This window comes from Mixta sp. BE291, from assembly GCF_031457955.1.
In the GTDB taxonomy this organism is placed as follows: Bacteria; Pseudomonadota; Gammaproteobacteria; order Enterobacterales; family Enterobacteriaceae; genus Mixta.
Genome location: NZ_JAVDXN010000007.1, coordinates 139437 through 156423, shown reverse-complemented (window position 1 = coordinate 156423; position 16987 = coordinate 139437). Strand labels below are relative to the sequence as shown.

The 16987-nt window shown below is 53.0% G+C and carries 14 protein-coding genes; 9 read left to right on the top strand and 5 right to left on the bottom strand.

Annotated features, from left to right (window positions below):
• The first annotated feature begins 125 nt into the window (after positions 1-125).
• The 3 genes from narQ to acrD all read left to right on the top strand — a co-directional run bounded on the left by narQ (position 126) and on the right by acrD (position 5855).
• Positions 126-1820 (top strand): nitrate/nitrite two-component system sensor histidine kinase NarQ, encoded by a 1695-nt coding sequence (gene narQ, locus J2X14_RS16750; RefSeq protein ID WP_352412312.1) that lies wholly within the window; start codon positions 126-128, stop codon positions 1818-1820.
• A 61-nt stretch (positions 1821-1881) separates the two neighbouring features.
• Positions 1882-2520 (top strand): response regulator, encoded by a 639-nt coding sequence (locus tag J2X14_RS16745; RefSeq protein WP_352412311.1) that lies wholly within the window; start codon positions 1882-1884, stop codon positions 2518-2520.
• Positions 2521-2726: 206 nt separating this feature from the next.
• Entirely contained in the window at positions 2727-5855 is a 3129-nt protein-coding gene (gene acrD, locus J2X14_RS16740) for a multidrug efflux RND transporter permease AcrD (protein WP_352412310.1), read from the top strand.
• 126 nt (positions 5856-5981) lie between these two features.
• Here acrD and ypfM read toward each other — a convergent pair whose 3' ends face one another.
• Positions 5982-6041 carry a protein YpfM gene (gene ypfM / locus J2X14_RS16735; RefSeq protein ID WP_157130239.1) on the bottom strand — a complete coding sequence of 20 codons (60 nt, stop codon included), beginning with the start codon at positions 6039-6041 and terminating at the stop codon, positions 5982-5984.
• 287 nt (positions 6042-6328) lie between these two features.
• On the opposite strand from ypfM, the gene J2X14_RS16730 reads away from it, so the two are divergent.
• From J2X14_RS16730 to J2X14_RS16720, 3 genes are read left to right on the top strand one after another with little or no spacing between them, the layout of a single operon-like run.
• Positions 6329-6712: an ArsC family reductase gene (locus J2X14_RS16730; protein ID WP_352412309.1), complete on the top strand. Its 384-nt coding sequence runs from the start codon at positions 6329-6331 to the stop codon at positions 6710-6712.
• Between the two features lies 1 nt (position 6713).
• Complete coding sequence (dapE, locus tag J2X14_RS16725) at positions 6714-7841, top strand: succinyl-diaminopimelate desuccinylase (protein WP_352412308.1); 1128 nt, start codon at positions 6714-6716, stop codon at positions 7839-7841.
• A 22-nt stretch (positions 7842-7863) separates the two neighbouring features.
• Positions 7864-8052, top strand: coding sequence for a YpfN family protein (locus J2X14_RS16720; protein WP_085070830.1), 189 nt, complete (start codon positions 7864-7866; stop codon positions 8050-8052).
• A gap of 42 nt (positions 8053-8094) precedes the next feature.
• Here the strand turns inward: J2X14_RS16720 and ypfH are convergent, their stop codons facing one another.
• On the bottom strand, positions 8095-8796 hold the full coding sequence (gene ypfH, locus J2X14_RS16715; protein ID WP_352412307.1) for an esterase: 702 nt from the start codon (positions 8794-8796) through the stop codon (positions 8095-8097).
• A 1273-nt stretch (positions 8797-10069) separates the two neighbouring features.
• On the opposite strand from ypfH, the gene J2X14_RS16710 reads away from it, so the two are divergent.
• Positions 10070-10249, top strand: a complete 180-nt coding sequence (locus J2X14_RS16710) for a hypothetical protein (protein WP_015696789.1) — start codon at positions 10070-10072, stop codon at positions 10247-10249.
• 27 nt (positions 10250-10276) lie between these two features.
• On the opposite strand, the gene J2X14_RS16705 is transcribed toward J2X14_RS16710, so the two are convergent.
• The gene (locus J2X14_RS16705) at positions 10277-11614 is read right to left on the bottom strand and encodes a HEPN/Toprim-associated domain-containing protein (RefSeq protein WP_352412306.1); all 1338 of its coding nucleotides are present in this window, start codon (positions 11612-11614) and stop codon (positions 10277-10279) included.
• Positions 11615-12120: 506 nt separating this feature from the next.
• Between J2X14_RS16705 and J2X14_RS16700 the strand changes: the two genes are divergently transcribed.
• A complete protein-coding gene (locus J2X14_RS16700) occupies positions 12121-13110 on the top strand; it encodes a DUF4365 domain-containing protein (RefSeq protein WP_352412305.1) in 990 nt (329 codons plus the stop codon).
• A 179-nt stretch (positions 13111-13289) separates the two neighbouring features.
• Here the strand turns inward: J2X14_RS16700 and J2X14_RS16695 are convergent, their stop codons facing one another.
• Positions 13290-14216 (bottom strand): hypothetical protein, encoded by a 927-nt coding sequence (locus tag J2X14_RS16695; protein ID WP_352412304.1) that lies wholly within the window; start codon positions 14214-14216, stop codon positions 13290-13292.
• 361 nt (positions 14217-14577) lie between these two features.
• Here J2X14_RS16695 and J2X14_RS16690 point away from each other — a divergent pair, with 361 nt between their 5' ends.
• The gene (locus J2X14_RS16690) at positions 14578-14955 is read left to right on the top strand and encodes a RidA family protein (RefSeq protein WP_352412303.1); all 378 of its coding nucleotides are present in this window, start codon (positions 14578-14580) and stop codon (positions 14953-14955) included.
• A 23-nt stretch (positions 14956-14978) separates the two neighbouring features.
• Here J2X14_RS16690 and J2X14_RS16685 read toward each other — a convergent pair whose 3' ends face one another.
• The gene (locus tag J2X14_RS16685) at positions 14979-16985 is read right to left on the bottom strand and encodes a tRNA(Met) cytidine acetyltransferase TmcA (RefSeq protein WP_502890021.1); all 2007 of its coding nucleotides are present in this window, start codon (positions 16983-16985) and stop codon (positions 14979-14981) included.
• Positions 16986-16987: the final 2 nt, after the last annotated feature.

Here is a 16987-nt window from a genome sequence, read left to right as displayed (position 1 = left end):
GGCTGAGACCCGGCGTTAAATAGTGGAATTAGGCTGATTACCTGCGCTTAATTTGACTTCGCACCGCTGCGTCCGCGCGGGTTTCAGGCTATGATTGCCGCCTCTTGTTTGGGTTAAGTACTCTTATGCTGAAACGCTCCGTTACCAGTTCTATCGCGCGTGCGCTGGCTGGCATCGTTATTCTTTCGGTGCTGTCCACCAGCCTGGCGCTGCTGACCTTATCCGGCAGCCTGCGCGACGCAGAAATGATTAACTTTGCGGGCTCACTGCGCATGCAAAGCTATCGCCTGGCCTGGGATCTTGATACGCGATCTCCAGAGCTGGAAGCGCATCTACACTACTATCAGCAGTCGCTGAATGCGCCAGTGCTGCAACATCTGAACCGGTTTTACGTGCCGCAAAATGTACGCAATCGCTATCAGCGGCTTAAACTCTCCTGGCCGCTGTTGCGGGCCGATTTAACCAGCAGCGACCCAGGGCGCTACTCGCAGCATGTGGTGCATTACGTCAGTGAAATCGATCGTTTCGTTTACGACCTGCAACGCTATGCTGAACGTAAAATGCAGGTGGTGGCGCTGGCCAGCGCCATCGGATTTGTCGCCATCGTGGCGCTGGCGTTCTGGACGATTCGCCTGACGCGTCGCCAGGTGGTTAAGCCGCTGAATCAGCTGGTTGCGGCGAGCCGCTATATCGAACAGGGCAATTTCAACTATCCACCGCTTGATACTACCCTCGCTAACGAGCTGGGCCTGCTGGCTAATGCCTTTAACCGCATGTCCAGCGAGCTGGAGCGCCACTACAGCGAGCTGGAAAATACCGTTAAGGCGCGTACGGCGGATCTGATGGCGGCGCATCAGACCATGACCATTCTGTATGAAGCGTCTCAGGCGCTGGCCGTCAGCAGCCTCGGCCATCCGACCATTACCCAGGTTATGGAGATCGTTTTTACGCGAGCTCGTCTCACCGCCCTGACGTTAGATGCCGGAGAAAACTGGCAAATTGCGCTGGGCGCGCCGCAGCCGGATAAAAACTGGCAGCGCCTGACCTTGCAGCAGGAGAACCAGCCAGGCGGCGAGCTGCGCTGGCAGGAAGGCGATCAGCAGACCGCGGTGCCGCTGATGCAAAGCGTCGGCAACCTGCTGTCGCGCGCTATCTGGATCCATCAGGCGCAGAAACAGCAACAGCAGTTTTTGCTGATGGAAGAGCGCGCCACTATTGCCCGCGAGCTGCATGATTCGCTGGCGCAGGCGCTCTCCTACCTGCGTATTCAGCTAACCTTACTGAAGCGCACCATTAACGCCGACCAGCAACCCGCGCAGCAGATTGTCAGCGATGTCGATCAGGCGCTGGCAGAAGCCTACCGTCAACTCCGCGAGCTGCTGAATACCTTCCGTTTGTCGGTGGATGAAGCGTGCCTGTCCGCCGCGCTGCAGGCCATGCTTACGCCGCTGCAACAGCAAACCACCGCAGAGCTTGTTCTGCACTGCTCGACCGGCTTTGATGCGCTGACAGCGCAGCAGCAGGTGCATGTTTTACAGATTGTTCGCGAAGCGGTGCTGAATGCCATCCGCCATGCGGATGCCAGCCGTATTGAGGTATGCTGCAACACGCAACAAAACGGTGAATATCAAATTGTTATCAGCGATGATGGCTGCGGGCTGGGCACCGTTGAGGAGCCGGCGGGCCATTATGGCCTGACGATTATGCATGAACGGGCACAGCGGCTGGGCGGCAGCTTACAGATGGACACCGGGCCGACCGAGGGAACGCAACTGCGGTTGCGCTTTCCGTCGCAGGTGACAGAGGCGGCGGCAGGTTAACCGCCATCGTTATTCTTTATAAAAAGCCAGCCACGGCTGGCGGTCTACTCCGGGGAGTATTATGAACAACCGACATTTTACCGTGATGCTGGTCGACGATCATCCACTGATGCGCCGGGGAATTCGTCAGTTGCTGGAGTTGAATAGCAGCTTTGAGGTCGTGGCTGAAGCCAATAACGGCACCGAAGCGCTGGCTGAGGCGAAGCGCCTCTCACCCGATGTGATCCTGCTGGATTTACATATGAAAGGCATGTCCGGCTTCGATACGCTGAAGGCGCTGCGCAATGAGGGTGTGGCGGCGCGCATCCTGGTGCTCACCGTTTCCGACGCGCGCAGCGATATTTACGCCATGCTGGATGCTGGTGCCGACGGTTATCTGCTGAAAGACAGCGAGCCTGAGCTGCTGCTGCAACAGATCATCGACGGCGCTGATGGCCAAAACGTCTACAGCTCTATTGTGCGCGATTATCTGGCGACGCGCGGCTACAGCGCCAATCCGTTTCAAACGCTAACAGAACGTGAACTGGATGTGTTGCAGGAGGTGGCGCGCGGCCTGTCGAATAAAGAGATTGCGGCGGCGCTGCATATTTCCGAAGAGACAGTAAAAGTCCATATTCGCAACTTCCTGCGTAAGCTGGATGTGCGATCACGCGTTGCTGCCACCGTGCTATGGCTGGAAAATAAACTCGGCCAGGCCTGAGCTTTAAAGGCGCTTTCGGCACGATAATTTACACTTTCTCCTCTTTTCCTCCACGTTTCTGTACAGGTGGACGCGTAAAGTGAGTTGGCATGTGATTGCCATGCCGCCACAGACAACGCGTATCCTGTCACTGTTGCCGGTTGTGACGCCAACGCAACCGGCTGCTTTTCCCTGTTGATGACACCGTATTGAGGAGTGCCGCTTCAATGGCGAATTTTTTCATTGACCGCCCGATCTTTGCCTGGGTGTTGGCGATAATGATCTGCCTGACCGGCGCGCTGGCAATAAAGTCACTGCCGGTGGAACAGTATCCTGACCTTGCGCCGCCCAACGTGCGCATCACCGCTAACTATCCCGGCGCATCAGCGACCACGCTGGAAAATACGGTCACGCAGATTATCGAGCAAAGCATGACCGGCATCGATAATCTGATGTATATGTCCTCACAAAGCAGTAATACCGGCCAGGCGACCATCACTCTGACCTTTTCCGCCGGGACCAACCCTGATGAAGCGCGCCAGCAGGTGCAGAATCAGCTGCAGTCGGCGCTGCGTAAGCTGCCGCAGGATGTGCAGCAACAGGGCGTGACGGTGAATAAAACCGGCGAAAGCAATATCCTGATGTACGCCTTCGTCTCTACCGACGGCAGCATGGATAAGCAGGATATCGCTGACTATGTCGCAAGTAATATTCAGGATCCGCTCAGCCGTATCAGCGGCGTGGGCCAGGTGGACGCCTACGGCACGCAGTATGCAATGCGTATCTGGCTCGATCCCAACAAGCTTATCAACTATGCGTTAACCACCAACGACGTGGTCAGCGCCATCGAATCACAAAACAGTCAGATCGCCGTGGGCCAGGTCGGCGGTACGCCTTCGGTAGACAACCAGGCGCTAAACGCCACGGTGAATTCCCAGTCTCTGCTGCAAACGCCAGAACAGTTTAAAGCCATCACCCTGCGCACCAATCAGGATGGTTCGGTCGTTACGCTGGGCGATGTCGCCGACGTGGCGCTGGGCGCAGAAAAATATGATTACCTCAGCCGTTATAACGGCATGGCGGCATCCGGCCTGGGCGTTAAGCTGGCTTCCGGCGCCAATGAGCTGGAAACCGATCGGCTGGTGCGGGCGCGCATTGCCGAGCTTTCCCCTTATTTCCCTCACGGGCTGGAGGCGAAAGTCGCTTACGAAACCACGCCGTTTGTGACCGCCTCGATCCGGGATGTGGTAAAAACGCTGCTGGAAGCGGTGCTGCTGGTGTTTTTGGTGATGTACCTGTTTATGCAGAACTTCCGCGCCACGCTGATCCCGACCATTGCGGTGCCGGTGGTGCTGCTCGGCACCTTCTCGGTGCTGTATGCCTGCGGATTCAGTATCAACACGCTCACGATGTTCGCGGTGGTGCTGGCGATCGGGCTGCTGGTGGATGATGCGATTGTGGTGGTAGAAAACGTCGAGCGCATCATGAGCGAAGAGGGATTATCGCCGCGTGAGGCAACGCGTAAATCGATGGGACAAATTCAGGGCGCGCTGGTGGGTATTACGCTAGTGCTCTCCGCCGTGTTTGTGCCGATGGCATTTTTTGGCGGCACCGTTGGTGCCATCTACCGGCAGTTTTCCATTACCGTGGTTTCTGCGATGGTGCTGTCGGTGCTGGTAGCGATGATTCTGACGCCCGCGCTTTGCGCCTCGCTGCTGAAGCCCGTCGCGCCCGGCGGGCACGCGCGTCGCGGCTTTTTTGGCTGGTTTAACCGCATGTTCGCGCGTAACACCGGACGCTATGAACGCGGCGTGGCCAGGCTGCTGCTGCAGGCGGGACGCTGGCTGCTGCTCTATCTCGGCATTATCGGCGCGATGGCGCTGCTGTTTCTGCATCTGCCCACCTCTTTTCTGCCGCTGGAAGATCGCGGGATTTTTACCACCCAGGTCCAGCTGCCGCCAGGCTCTACCCAGCAGCAAACGCTGAAGGTGGTGGAGAAAGTGGAGAAATATTATCTGACCCATGAGAAAGAGAATATCGCCTCGCTGTTTGCCACCGTGGGCTCCGGGCCGGGCGGCAACGGTCAGAATGTGGCGCGTCTGTTTGTTCGCCTGAAAAGCTGGGAAGAACGTTCAGATGCTGGCCGCACCTCTTTCGCCATTATCGAAAGGGCCACCAAAGCGTTTCAGAAAATAAATGAAGCGCGCGTGATTGCCAGTAGCCCTCCGGCGATTACCGGCATGGGCAGTGCTGCCGGATTTAATATGCAATTACAGGATCACGCCGGTATCGGTCATGCGCAGCTTATGGCGATGCGCGATCGGCTGCTGGCGAAGGCTGCCAGCGATCCGCGCCTGGCGCGTGTGCGGCATAACGGTCTTGACGACAGCCCACAGCTGCGGATCGATATCGATCAACGTAAAGCGCAGGCGCTGGGCGTCTCTATTGATGATATTAACAGCACGCTGACCACCGGCTGGGGTTCCACCTACGTTAATGACTTTCTCGATCGCGGACGCGTAAAGAAAGTGTATGTTCAGGCGGCGGCAAAATACCGCATGCTGCCGGATGATATTAACAAATGGTATGTGCGCAACAGCCAGGGCGGCATGGTGCCATTTAGCGCCTTTGCGAAAACTGCCTGGGAAACCGGCTCGCCGCGTCTGGAACGCTATAACGGTTACTCTTCGCTGGAAATTGTCGGCGAGGCGGCGTCCGGGGTCAGCACCGGCAGCGCAATGGACGCGATGGAAGAGATAGTGAGCCAGCTCCCTTCCGGCGTCGGCCTGCAATGGACCGGCGCTTCCCTGCAGGAGCGGCTCTCTGGTTCGCAGGCACCGGCGCTGTATGCCATCTCGCTGCTGGTGGTGTTCCTGTGCCTGGCGGCGCTGTATGAGAGCTGGTCGATTCCGTTTGCCGTGATGCTGGTGGTGCCGCTTGGCGTGGTCGGCGCATTAATCGCCACCTGGGCGCGCGGGCTGGAAAATGATGTCTATTTTCAGGTAGGGCTGCTGACGGTTATCGGCCTGTCGGCAAAAAACGCGATTTTGATCGTGGAGTTTGCCAATGATATTAACAGCCGCGGCCGCGATCTGGTGGCCTCAACGCTGGAAGCGTGCCGCCAACGCCTGCGTCCGATCCTGATGACCTCGCTGGCATTTGTTTTTGGCGTGTTGCCGATGGTGATAAGCCAGGGCGCGGGTTCGGGCAGTCAACATGCGGTCGGCACCGGCGTCATGGGCGGCATGATCTCCGCGACTCTGCTGGCAATATTTTTTGTTCCGCTGTTTTTCGTGTTGATCAGACAACGTTTTCCGTTAAAGCCCCGCCGCGGCGCCCCGCAAAAACATCAATAATATTAATGCTCAAGCCGTACAGAAATAATAAAGGCAGCCGGTAAACCGGCTGCCTTATTTCATATATGGACTGTCAGATGCAAGGACGGCGGCGATGCGCGTCACGCTTATCTTTATCAGGCATTATTACTTGCGTAACATCGCGTCAATAAAGTCTTTCCAGTTCCCCAGTTCAGTGTCAATCATAACAACCTCTCTTATTATTAGACGCTATTTTACGTCTGTTCTGGCAGCATGTGAATTGCTGTTTTCAATATTACTATCGGAAAACATCCTAAAAACTTTACTTCTTTTTTAAAGTGAGAGCTGAACCACAATTCAGCAAAACTAATTACTTTCCTGAGTGATTAATAAAATCATTCCTGACGTTTCTCCGCCTTTATCAAGGTGGGTGTGGTGCGCCGCACGTGGATCCGACGCGTTAATTAATGCATTATTCTTTAACGATATTTTTAGAAAACCGGGATAGCAAGATGATGGAAAAGCAGCCGCCTGCCCTTTTTACCCTTTTTGGCATCAAAAATTGCGACACGATCAAAAAAGCGCGTCGCTTTCTCGACGCGCAGCACGTTAACTATCACTTTCACGACTATCGGGTGAATGGATTAAGCGATGAAATGCTTCAGCGCTTTATTGATACGCTCGGCTGGACGGCGCTGTTAAATACGCGCGGCACCACCTGGCGCAAACTCACCGATGAAGAAAAAGCGCAGATCGATAACCCGCAGGCGGCGAAAGCGCTGATGCTGGCGCAGCCTGCGCTGATAAAACGGCCATTGCTCGTCGCGGCAGACGGATCTATGCTGCTGGGTTTTAATGAAACCGACTACCCGCAGTTTATTCAGGAGAAGTCATAATATGTTTTGTCCGGTTATTGAGCTGGCGCAGCAGCTGATCCGTCGCCCTTCTCTCAGCCCCGATGATGCCGGATGCCAGGCGCTGATGATCGAACGCCTGCAGGCGATTGGCTTCACCATCGAGCCGATTAATATTGCCGATACGCAAAATTTCTGGGCCTGGCGCGGTCAGGGTGAAACGCTGGCTTTTGCCGGTCATACCGATGTGGTGCCGCCAGGCGATACCAGCCGCTGGATCAATCCACCGTTTGAACCCACCATTCGCGATGGCATGCTGTTTGGCCGCGGCGCCGCTGATATGAAAGGCTCGCTGGCGGCAATGGTGGTGGCCGCTGAACGGTTTGTCGCCGCCAATCCCGATCATCGTGGACGCCTGGCGTTTCTGATTACCTCCGATGAGGAGGCCAACGCCACGCACGGCACGGTAAAGGTGGTTGAACACCTGATGGCGCGTAACGAACGCCTTGATTACTGCCTGGTCGGCGAGCCGTCCAGTACGGTTCAGGTGGGCGATGTGGTAAAAAACGGTCGTCGCGGCTCGATTACCGCTAACCTGACGATTCATGGCGTTCAGGGGCATGTTGCCTATCCGCATCTGGCGGATAATCCGGTGCATCGCGCCCTGCCCGCACTGAATGAGCTGGTCGCGACCGAATGGGATCGCGGCAACGAATTCTTCCCGCCCACCAGCATGCAGATCGCCAACGTTCAGGCCGGGACCGGCAGTAATAACGTGATCCCAGGCGAACTGTTTGTGCAGTTTAACTTTCGCTTCAGCACCGAACTGACCGATGCCGATATTCGCCAGCGCGTGGCCGCCCTGCTGGAGCGTCATCAGCTGCCCCATACGATTGAATGGAAACTCTCTGGTCAGCCGTTCCTTACCGCACGCGGTCAACTGGTGGATGCGGTAATCAATGCGGTTGAACACTATACTGAAACCAGGCCTGAGTTACAGACTACCGGCGGCACCTCTGATGGCCGTTTTATTGCCCGGATGGGCGCTCAGGTAGTTGAGCTGGGACCGGTAAACGCCACCATTCATAAAATCAATGAGTGCGTGAAGGCATCCGATTTGCAGCTGCTGAGCCGTATGTATCAACGCATTATGGAACAGCTGATTGCATAAGCGCCCCACAGGAGGAGCTATCATGGAATGGGTAAAAGATTACTGGTGGATCATCGTGATCCTGTTGCTGGTTGGCGTGATGGTCAACGTATATAAAGATCTCAAGCGCATCGACCATAAGAAATTTATGGCGAATAAGCCCGATCTGCCACCGCATCGTGATTTCAACGATAAGTGGGATGATGAAGACGACTGGCCGAAAAAGAAATAGCTCTCATCAGGGCAGCCGCCTGTGCTGCCCTTCTTTCTGAGATCAATGCATAAAAGTCACTACATTGTTGCCTGGCTTGCCGCCGCTAAGCGCCTCTTCAAAATAGCGACGCGGCACGGTATAACGCAGATGGTTCAATGCCAGATTCATGCTGCGCTGATCGATGGCGTGCGGTAAATCCTCCACGATATCCAACGTGACGTCACCGCCCAGCGATGCGAGCCGCGCCGCCGCCTGCTGTGCCAGCCCCGCCCGATAAATTTCATCTTCATCGCCATGAATCAAATGAATCGTGGTTTTTGCCGTGGCCTGCTCCGGCAGGCTGGCATAGCATCCGCTGAATGCGATGATGCGCCCCGCCAGCTCCGGCTGCGCCTTGCTGCCTTCCAGCACCATCACGCTGCCCTGAGAAAAGCCGATCAGCGCCGTTGCCTGAGGCTGTACGCCGCTCAGCTGCTGCCACTCATTTACCGACTGCAAAAACTGCGGCATTACGTCGTCAACCCGCTGCTGCAGGCTGCTATCGTTCAGTTCGCCCTCATTGAACCACTGGCGGCCCGGCGCCGGGCCGCTGGCCTCCGGCCCGCCGATGCTGACCACCAGCGCCTGCGGAAAACTCTCTGCAAACCAACTGCCAATTTGCCCCATCGAAACCGGATTATCACCGGCGGCGTGATACAGCAGAAACAGCTGCTGCGGCGGCATGGACGGGCTTTGTACCACAAAATGATTAAGACTCGTCATTTCCTCTCTCCTTATCTATGACGGGCACATGATGATTAGCGACCATCATATGAAGCGGAGTGAGCCTGGCTCCCTCCCGAAGGTGAAACGTTGCTTAGCCGCTGAACGGCCTTCTGCTTTACCTTTTATGCCATATTAATTTTAGTACATAACAGAAGGGGCTGGTTTCAGCCGCCCTGGTGCTGGGATGCTATGTACATAGCTTGATGATAGCCTTATGACAATCAGCTAAGTTCCAGCCTGGCTGGCTTTGATTCGATACCAGGAGAGAGAAGCTTTTTGATTCAGAGTATGTAGGGATTACTACAGAAAAGATTCCTGAGCCGCGGAAATAACCGCCGCCAGGTCGTTGGGCAATAAGTTTGTACAAACGAACCGCTGCACAGAAATGAAAAAAGGCGGGGTGGAAAACCCCCGCCTTTGTTCAAGTTCCTTCAGCTCTTACGGGCGTCCAGTCAGTTGCTTGATAACAACGATAATGCTTAGGCTGACGTGCAGTATCTGCAATATTAGCAGGATAGATCCCAGCGTTATCACTTTAGCTTTTCCCTCTCAGGAGAGCGCCACTCGCCGCTTATGCCCTTGAACTTCCCTCACGACGCGTATCAATGCGAGTCGATACATGCAGCACCCTATAAGTGGGGGCAAACCGGACGGCTCCACCCGTTTCCGATTGGGAGAATTCATGACATTCACCCATTAGTGCTGCACTCAATCCGACAAGCTGGGCCATTATAAGCCAACAATGGGGTTGAGGTATATTGACGGGGCCGTCAATACTGCTAGAATTGCATAGCGAGTCGATACATGCAGCACTTGGTTCCTGAGTATGGCTTCCAACCGCACCTGGAACTGAAAAATAAACCTGGTCTTCCAAACCGGGTTTTTTTTCGTCCTCAGTATGTCATTTCCGGCACGAGTCAAAGCCTAAGCGCACTCCCGTTATCCCCTAAATTTTTTCACCCCGTTTTGTTCCCTTTTTCTCTTTTCCCGACTGTTCTATAAAGAGCTAATTCTGCCGACCATGGCCACACTTTGAATTTTTTAGCAATTGTACGCTCTCGCTCACAGTGACATTTAACGCGCTCGCGTCCGCTTTGTGCCAGGAGCGGACATTGCTGACATCAAAATGTGTTAATCAACCGGGAACGGTCAAACCTTCAGTTCACGTTAACAGTGGATGAGGATATTTCGTTGCCAGCACCAAATTATGTTGGCGTTCCCACAGTCGTGACACGACGCTGAATGTTCCCAAACACACAGGAAACAGAAAATGAACGTGAATACTGAGATTTTGAAACTCTGGCAATCCAGGGGCGAAAATGAGCGCACCGGATCCGATGCGGAGAGGGTTGCAGATATTGCCTGGGAGCAGGGATTACAACTTCACCGCAACCGGCAGGAACATTACCAGCGAGTGATGTACCTCATAGGCCATCGCAATATCGGCTAACTCATACAGGCCGCGCATGCGGCCTTTTTAGTCTGGATATTGAACATCTACTTCATTTTTTCTAATCTCTGATGAGATTTTTGAGCACGCTTTTATTAATTCATCCAAGACCATAGCGAGTTTGGCAAAATCATAATTGCTAAAATCCTTATTTCCTGGTTTTAGTTTCATGAATTTTTTCGTGTAATAGTCTTTGTTTTCCAGCGCTCCTTGATAAGCATCACTTTCCTTTTTGTAATTTGACCACCGGATTTTCGCTTCATCATAATCAGAAAATCTTAGATCGAGATAGCATTCAATCGCTACAGCCCGGCCATTGATGTTTTCATAGGTAACGCCGTGAGGACCAATAGCTGGAAATTGATTGAAATGAGGAAGATCAGGAAGATGAATGCAGCTAATATTGTGAGGCAATGCGAGCTTGCGGATTTTGTCATATGCTTCAATCCCTTCGCAATCATTATCTAACACGAAAACAATCAAGTTTTGAATGTCGATTTTTACGAGCCCAGCAGCGAACTTAACCAGATTTCCTGAACCAGTGAACGGGTACCCTTCACTCATGTCGATAAAGTGAAAAAAATCTTCTACATCAGGCCGTAAGAGGTGCAATGCGTATTTGATGACATTGGAGTCGGTGCTTCCCTCGGTGGCAATCAGGAACTTGTCACGTCTGCGAGCATTTACCTGAATATCTTTTATATTCGCATAACCAGCAGAAACTAGATCTCCGTAATCCCAAGTGACGAATTCATTATGATTATTTGGGTTTTCGGCCAAAAGTCGCATCACTGAGTATGGATGTAGTATGCTAACTAAAGTCCCAAAAGCAGATTTTTCAGACCATGCATTATCAAAGGTATTGTCGTATTGAGGTATCCTGCTTAATAATTCATCATTATTAAATCGGCCCATGATAAGCTCGCGTTCCTTTTCCCTATCTTTTAAGCTAATATAACCATCGTTTAGCTCGCTAATATTTACGCTCTTGATGAAGTTAACGAATTCATCAAAGCTCATCATGTTACTAATCGGCTTTGCATATTCCGGGCAGGATTCGTTAAATTCCTCTTGGTATTCAATTGAATCTTTAGCCATGAGTTCGTACTCATAGCATATATTTTCAAGTGTGAAACCCAACAATTCCAATCGGTAGGCAACTTGCCCTAAAGGCTTACGCAGCACAGTACGACATAGGATGCCATCAGGAGTGTCGAAGTCCTCTCCTTCCTCTATTTGATCTTCATTTAGTGGTTTGACGTGATGATCGGCACTTTGAAACAGGCCTCCATGATCTAAACCCAGCGAGTTCTTACTCCAATCTAGCCCCATTCCTGACACTTCAAGAGAAATTACAGTACCCATAGTTCAACCTTTGAATGGCATTTCCCGTTGTACCGGAATACTACCAATACGCCGATTGGCCATCCATGATTTGAACTGGCTTCTATACTCTGTTTTTAGCAAATTGGACTTACGCCACCCCGGTTGCGTCCACTTCTCGCTCACAAGGAGCCTTCAGCAACGCTACTCGTCCGCGCCGTGCCAGAAGCGGACAAACGCCGTCCGGTATAGCTTTACAGTGTCCCCGAAATCTTCAAAATCATTGGCAAAAAAAACAGCAGATGACAATGAATTTATTTTCGAATAACTGGCGAAAAGATAGTACGGATTTTGCCGGGATTGTTTTCTCGGCTTGAGTAAAAAATCGGTTGAAAAATAGGCAGTTCGGTATTAATTTAGGTTGAGAATAAATCACGAAAGAAGGCAGAAAGAGCAACGGACCGCAAAACCTGTTACTTAAATTACTGGCGTAATTCTGTACCAGATTCTACTGCCACTATGGCCAGCATTAAGCAATCGAGAAAAATATGAATTTCCCCAAATATAACCAAACTAATTCTCAAGAAAGATTAGGTGTAAATGCTGTCGCAGAAGCTATAGCAAAAATTGGCCAGATTTGGCGTGAAACTCCAATGGCTGACGTTGGAATTGATGGCCAGATTGAGTATGTTAGTCCCGAGGGGTTTGCCACGGGAAGGATGATAGCTGTTCAAATAAAGTCAGGGCCATCCTTTTTTAAGGAAAGCAAAGGAGATTGGGTTTTCCACCCAGAAGAGAAGCACCGATTCTACTGGGAAAGATTTCCGTTGCCTGTACTCATAATTATTCACAACCCAGATACTAATTTAAGTTATTGGCAAGATGCTCGCCAAGTGTTAAGAGTTGCCAAGCCAACAGATGCAAAGGGTATTACCATACCCAAATTAAATGTCTTACAATCTACCAGTGCTAAAACACTCTTTGAAGGGTTTGCGGTCATAGATCAAGACTTCATGTCGGTCGAAGAGGTTCTTGACTATTTGATCAAGGCTAAAAGTAACAATGCTTCATTTCCTGTATCATATTTCAATCTATTCTGCTCCGGCCTAACTAATATCTGTCGCTCTTTATATTTTGGTATGGATGTAGCAATGACCGTGGCAGACGTTGAATTGCAAAATCAAAATTCACCTTTTGGTGTCGGAGTAGGCGACTCAGAACATAATTTTCTGTTTGAGTATATAAAGTTCATCGTACACCAGCGTATAGCTGATGTTGATTTCTCTGACTGTATGATTGACTGGTATGATCGTGCGATGCAGCCATCTTTTATGGCACCACTGACCTCTAGAGGTAAAGAATTATTACGGCTCATCCATGAATTAGAATGTAGGTTAAAGGCGGAAGACAAAATAGAAGATACTGGGCTTTTACACGCCGCACAAGAGGGTTTTGTGCAGTTGCTATTTACCACAAGCGAGATACAGAGGATTGAACTTACCAATAAAATTCAGCGAGAGTACTTAAAAAGTGCCTAACAAGCATGTTGTCGGACTGGTTTTCTGCTGCGATCTAAACTAGCCGAAAATGTGAGCGTTATGTCCGCAATTCGCTCACAGCGGAACAAGGTTCAATTATTTGATGCTGTTTTTCCTTTAACGAAGGCAACTGAACTCATTCTGCCTCGTAAGGGCGTGAAGAACTTCGTGATAAGTGTCTATATTGCTATCTGCCGTTCAGCGAGAGCATGTCTTGCTGCGCTTGATGCCCATTCATCGGATTGGTCCAGATTTTCAATCTCTGACTCTGCTATCGGCGTGACACGAATGAGCGGAACCGAACCGAAAGGCAATTTATCAATACTACGGGTATCACGGCTGAGGATGATTCGGGTCATTGGGTTATATTCATCTGTAAGAGTGCAAAACAGGATTGCTCCATATTTTTCTACGTCGGCAGCAACCTGATACCCATCGGCAACGAGATCCCCGAGGTTAATCAAGAGATGAGCCCAGTCATCAATCTGGTGGCTGATAATATACGACGCGTCGAACTCCATGAAAAGTTCGCATCCTACGCCATTTTCCGGGTCTGCAATGCCGCACCAGGGTGTCGAGAGGCCATCAGTGACCAGCGTTAATGTGGTGTTGTTCTTAATGTCGAGCACCCGGCGATGGGGCCCGAACCATTTCGTCTGGTTGTGTACGTTCGCGTCATCTCGCTCAGCCCTAAAACCCTCTGAGACGCGGCCATACCTTTCCCAGAAGGCTCGCCTTGCTACAGATGCAGCCTCATAAATCGGATCCTGAGGACCGCGCGGCACAATTGTCTCATCGAAGAGTGTCTCAACCGTAACGCGCCCCCGTATCAACGGTATTTTAGACCTTGTCCAATGAACGATGACCTTATTAAAGGGCTGTACCCGTGATGCTTCCAGTTTCTCGACAATCTCCCGGACCTTCTGAATGGCGTGGTTACCCTCTGCAACATGACTCCCGTCTGCATACATGTAGCCTCCGGTTTGTGAGGAGACTCCGGCCTGTTCGGTGATAAAGAACCATTCTCCGTTCACAGCGCCAGCGGGTGCCTTATCTAAGGCCGAGCGCAAATCCCTTGCCGCATCAGAATTGGAATATGCTGTCATGTTTGTCCCTTAGCTTCATGTCTTATGTATCATGCTTAGTTTAACTTTCTAAAAATTATAGTATTAATTATTTTTGACCAGACAAACTGAAAAACATCTACGGGGATCAGCTCCCCTCTGCCTGCAGACGAAACCATCCACTCAATTTTCTCTATTGAGGCAGCACCGTACGTACACATTCCCGGTTTGGCGCGCAAAAGTACAAACTTCCGCTTCTCGCTCAAAGCGGACGAGGTCCATTTCACCTTACTTGCTCCGCGCCAGAAGCATGCGCTACATGTTTTTTAGCCACAAAAACCCAGTTAAGCCTTAACACAAGAATGATAAGGTTAACATTCGTTCTCTCTTCAGGGCCTTCAGTATGAGCAATGTGGTACGGAAAAATTATCCCGAGTTAGGTGAAGTAAAGGCGCCATACGTCCATTCAGTAAAGCATGGTCACACGCTCTACATTTCAGGACTAACGGCGTTTGGCACATCGGCGCAGCATAAAGGCATTGCTGAACAGGCTGAAGAAATATTCAGGCAACTCAGAAAGATCGCCAGCGCTGAACGCACTGATTTTTCAGCCCTAATCAAGGTGACTATATTCATTACCTCTTTTGAAGGGATCAACGCGTTACGCGAAGTGCTGTACAGAAATTACGGTGATAACTTGCCTGCCAGTTCACTCGTAGAAGTTAGCCGCCTTTTTTCACCTGACCTCTCAATAGAAATTGAGGCCATATTCGGTATTTAATGCGTTGTCCACAGCGAAAATTTTCAGCTGTGGGCGATTTGCAATCTATTGACCCTATACTGCCCTTCTTCATAGCGCGCCAGGTCCAGCTGCTGCATCAGCCGCTGCGCCTCGTTACGCCAGTGGCTCAGCAGCGCTTTACGACCGGAAAGGTTAAACGCCGTCGCCAGCGTCGCCAGCGGCTGGCGCTGAATAATCGCCTGATACAGCGCCAGCGACTCGTTATGTGTGGTGGCCTGTAACAGACGTCCCAGCGCGGGTAAGCTGGCCTCGAACGATCGATGAGCAAAAGCAAAGCCGGCCAGCGTCAGCCAGTCAGCCTCCGTTAACGCCTGTTGGCTATCGACTGCCTGCGGAATCGGCTCATCGATCAGCGGCTGAAGCCAGAAAAGATCGCGCGCCAGCTGCTGTTCCGCCTGCTGGCTCAGCCGTTTTCCCGACTCGCTTAACGGCAGCACCGCCATCGCGCTATAGCAGCCGCTGCTTGCCTCGCGCTGCGTGGCGATACGCGCCAAAGTAAAGCCGCAGCGCTGCCAAAAACGCCACAGCTCATGGGTAAAACCAAAACTCACAGAGAGATAGTCCAGCCCCTGCCTCTGCGCCTGCTTACGCGCCACGTCAATCATCCGGCTGCCGAGCTGCTGACGACGCAGGCCCGGCGCGACGGCGATGCGGCTGACGCGCTGAGCGCGCAGCCGGGCGGCCTCGATCAAACCAGCATGGGCGGCCAGCGACTGCGCCACCAGATTGCCACGCGGGCGCCGCAGCCCGGCCCATACCTGCCAGGCCAGCGCGTCGGCAAGGCCTCCCTCCGCCACCAGCCATAGCGCGCCGCCCATCTCGCCCTGGGGACTTTGCGCGGCGATAAATTGCTGTCCGGGCGCATCCATCATGCGGCGCAGGTCGAGCGGCGTAGTGCGATAGTGCGCACTGGTTAACAGCTGATAGAGCGCCAGCAGGCGCGCCCGATCGTCGCGGTCACAGCGGGCGATGGTAAATGCATCCGCGCTGATGCGAGCGGCGCTGCTGTTCGCCTCATCCAGCATCAGCGCAGCGTTGATCAGGCTTTCCAGCGGATCGCCCTGCCGCCAGCGTAGCGGCTCATCCAACTGGTAAAAATGCGCCTGCGGCAGCGCGGCGCAAAATTTCAACAGAAAGCCACGTCCGGTGCCTTCGTAGCCCTGCACGGTGGTGGTTAATAAAACGCGCGGAAAACGCGTTATCAGCCGCTGCAGCAGCGGTGCCGGAATCGCCGCCGCCTCATCAATAATTAGCCAATCCGCCTCCGGCGGCGGCGCGCTGGCCAGCAGCGCATCGGGCGCGATAAAGGCAAAGCGCTCCCCGGCAAAACGAGCCAGCACCGCCGTAGACACTTTCGCCGGTGCGGTCACCAGAGCGCGTCCCGGCCAGCGCTGCATCAGCATGCCAGCCAGCGCCGACTTCCCACGTCCGCGGGCGGCGGTCAGCACATGAATACCTGGCGGCGCCTGTAACAGCTGCTTGAGCAGGTGTTGCTGCTGTTGCGCTCCGGCTGGATGCCAGTCGGTTAGGGTTAAAGCAGGTGGCAGGCGGCACGGCAGATGCTGCTGGTGCAGCAATACCTGTGCATCGGCGTCGATCTGACGCTGTAGATGTTGGATAAAAACGGGTGTGGCGATCGGCGCGTCGCTCTCGCTCCAGCGCAGCGAGTCGCTGTCAGGATAGTGTTGCCAGTTATCCCAGGGCGGCGTCAGCAGCAGCAGCCAGCTTCCGGCGCTGAGCGTGCCTGCCAGCGCGGCAAACGCCTCGCTGTGGAAACCCTGGCGGGCGTCGAAAACAGCGTGGCGGAACTCTTGCCCTAACAGGTTACGCAGCGCGGAAGGCGCAACGCTGTCGGGCAGATCGGGGGCTTCGCTCAGGAGAAGCCAGTCTCCCGTCAGCGTCGCTTGCCATTGCTGCGCCTGCTGGCAACACCAGTCAGGCTCGCCAGCCAGCACCGCCAGCCGCCGGATGCCGGCGCGCTGCATCTCAGCGGTAACGGATAACAGCATGG

Bases quoted from the DNA above. Each gene is read 5' to 3' on its own strand.
- narQ (WP_352412312.1), top strand. From the start codon at position 126: ATGCTGAAACGCTCCGTTACCAGTTCTATCGCGCGTGCGCTGGCTGGC.
- J2X14_RS16745 (WP_352412311.1), top strand. From the start codon at position 1,882: ATGAACAACCGACATTTTACCGTGATGCTGGTCGACGATCATCCACTG.
- acrD (WP_352412310.1), top strand. From the start codon at position 2,727: ATGGCGAATTTTTTCATTGACCGCCCGATCTTTGCCTGGGTGTTGGCG.
- J2X14_RS16730 (WP_352412309.1), top strand. From the start codon at position 6,329: ATGATGGAAAAGCAGCCGCCTGCCCTTTTTACCCTTTTTGGCATCAAA.
- dapE (WP_352412308.1), top strand. From the start codon at position 6,714: ATGTTTTGTCCGGTTATTGAGCTGGCGCAGCAGCTGATCCGTCGCCCT.
- J2X14_RS16720 (WP_085070830.1), top strand. From the start codon at position 7,864: ATGGAATGGGTAAAAGATTACTGGTGGATCATCGTGATCCTGTTGCTG.
- ypfH (WP_352412307.1), bottom strand. From the start codon at position 8,796: ATGACGAGTCTTAATCATTTTGTGGTACAAAGCCCGTCCATGCCGCCG.
- J2X14_RS16710 (WP_015696789.1), top strand. From the start codon at position 10,070: ATGAACGTGAATACTGAGATTTTGAAACTCTGGCAATCCAGGGGCGAA.
- J2X14_RS16705 (WP_352412306.1), bottom strand. From the start codon at position 11,614: ATGGGTACTGTAATTTCTCTTGAAGTGTCAGGAATGGGGCTAGATTGG.
- J2X14_RS16700 (WP_352412305.1), top strand. From the start codon at position 12,121: ATGAATTTCCCCAAATATAACCAAACTAATTCTCAAGAAAGATTAGGT.
- J2X14_RS16695 (WP_352412304.1), bottom strand. From the start codon at position 14,216: ATGACAGCATATTCCAATTCTGATGCGGCAAGGGATTTGCGCTCGGCC.
- J2X14_RS16690 (WP_352412303.1), top strand. From the start codon at position 14,578: ATGAGCAATGTGGTACGGAAAAATTATCCCGAGTTAGGTGAAGTAAAG.
- J2X14_RS16685 (WP_502890021.1), bottom strand. From the start codon at position 16,985: ATGCTGTTATCCGTTACCGCTGAGATGCAGCGCGCCGGCATCCGGCGG.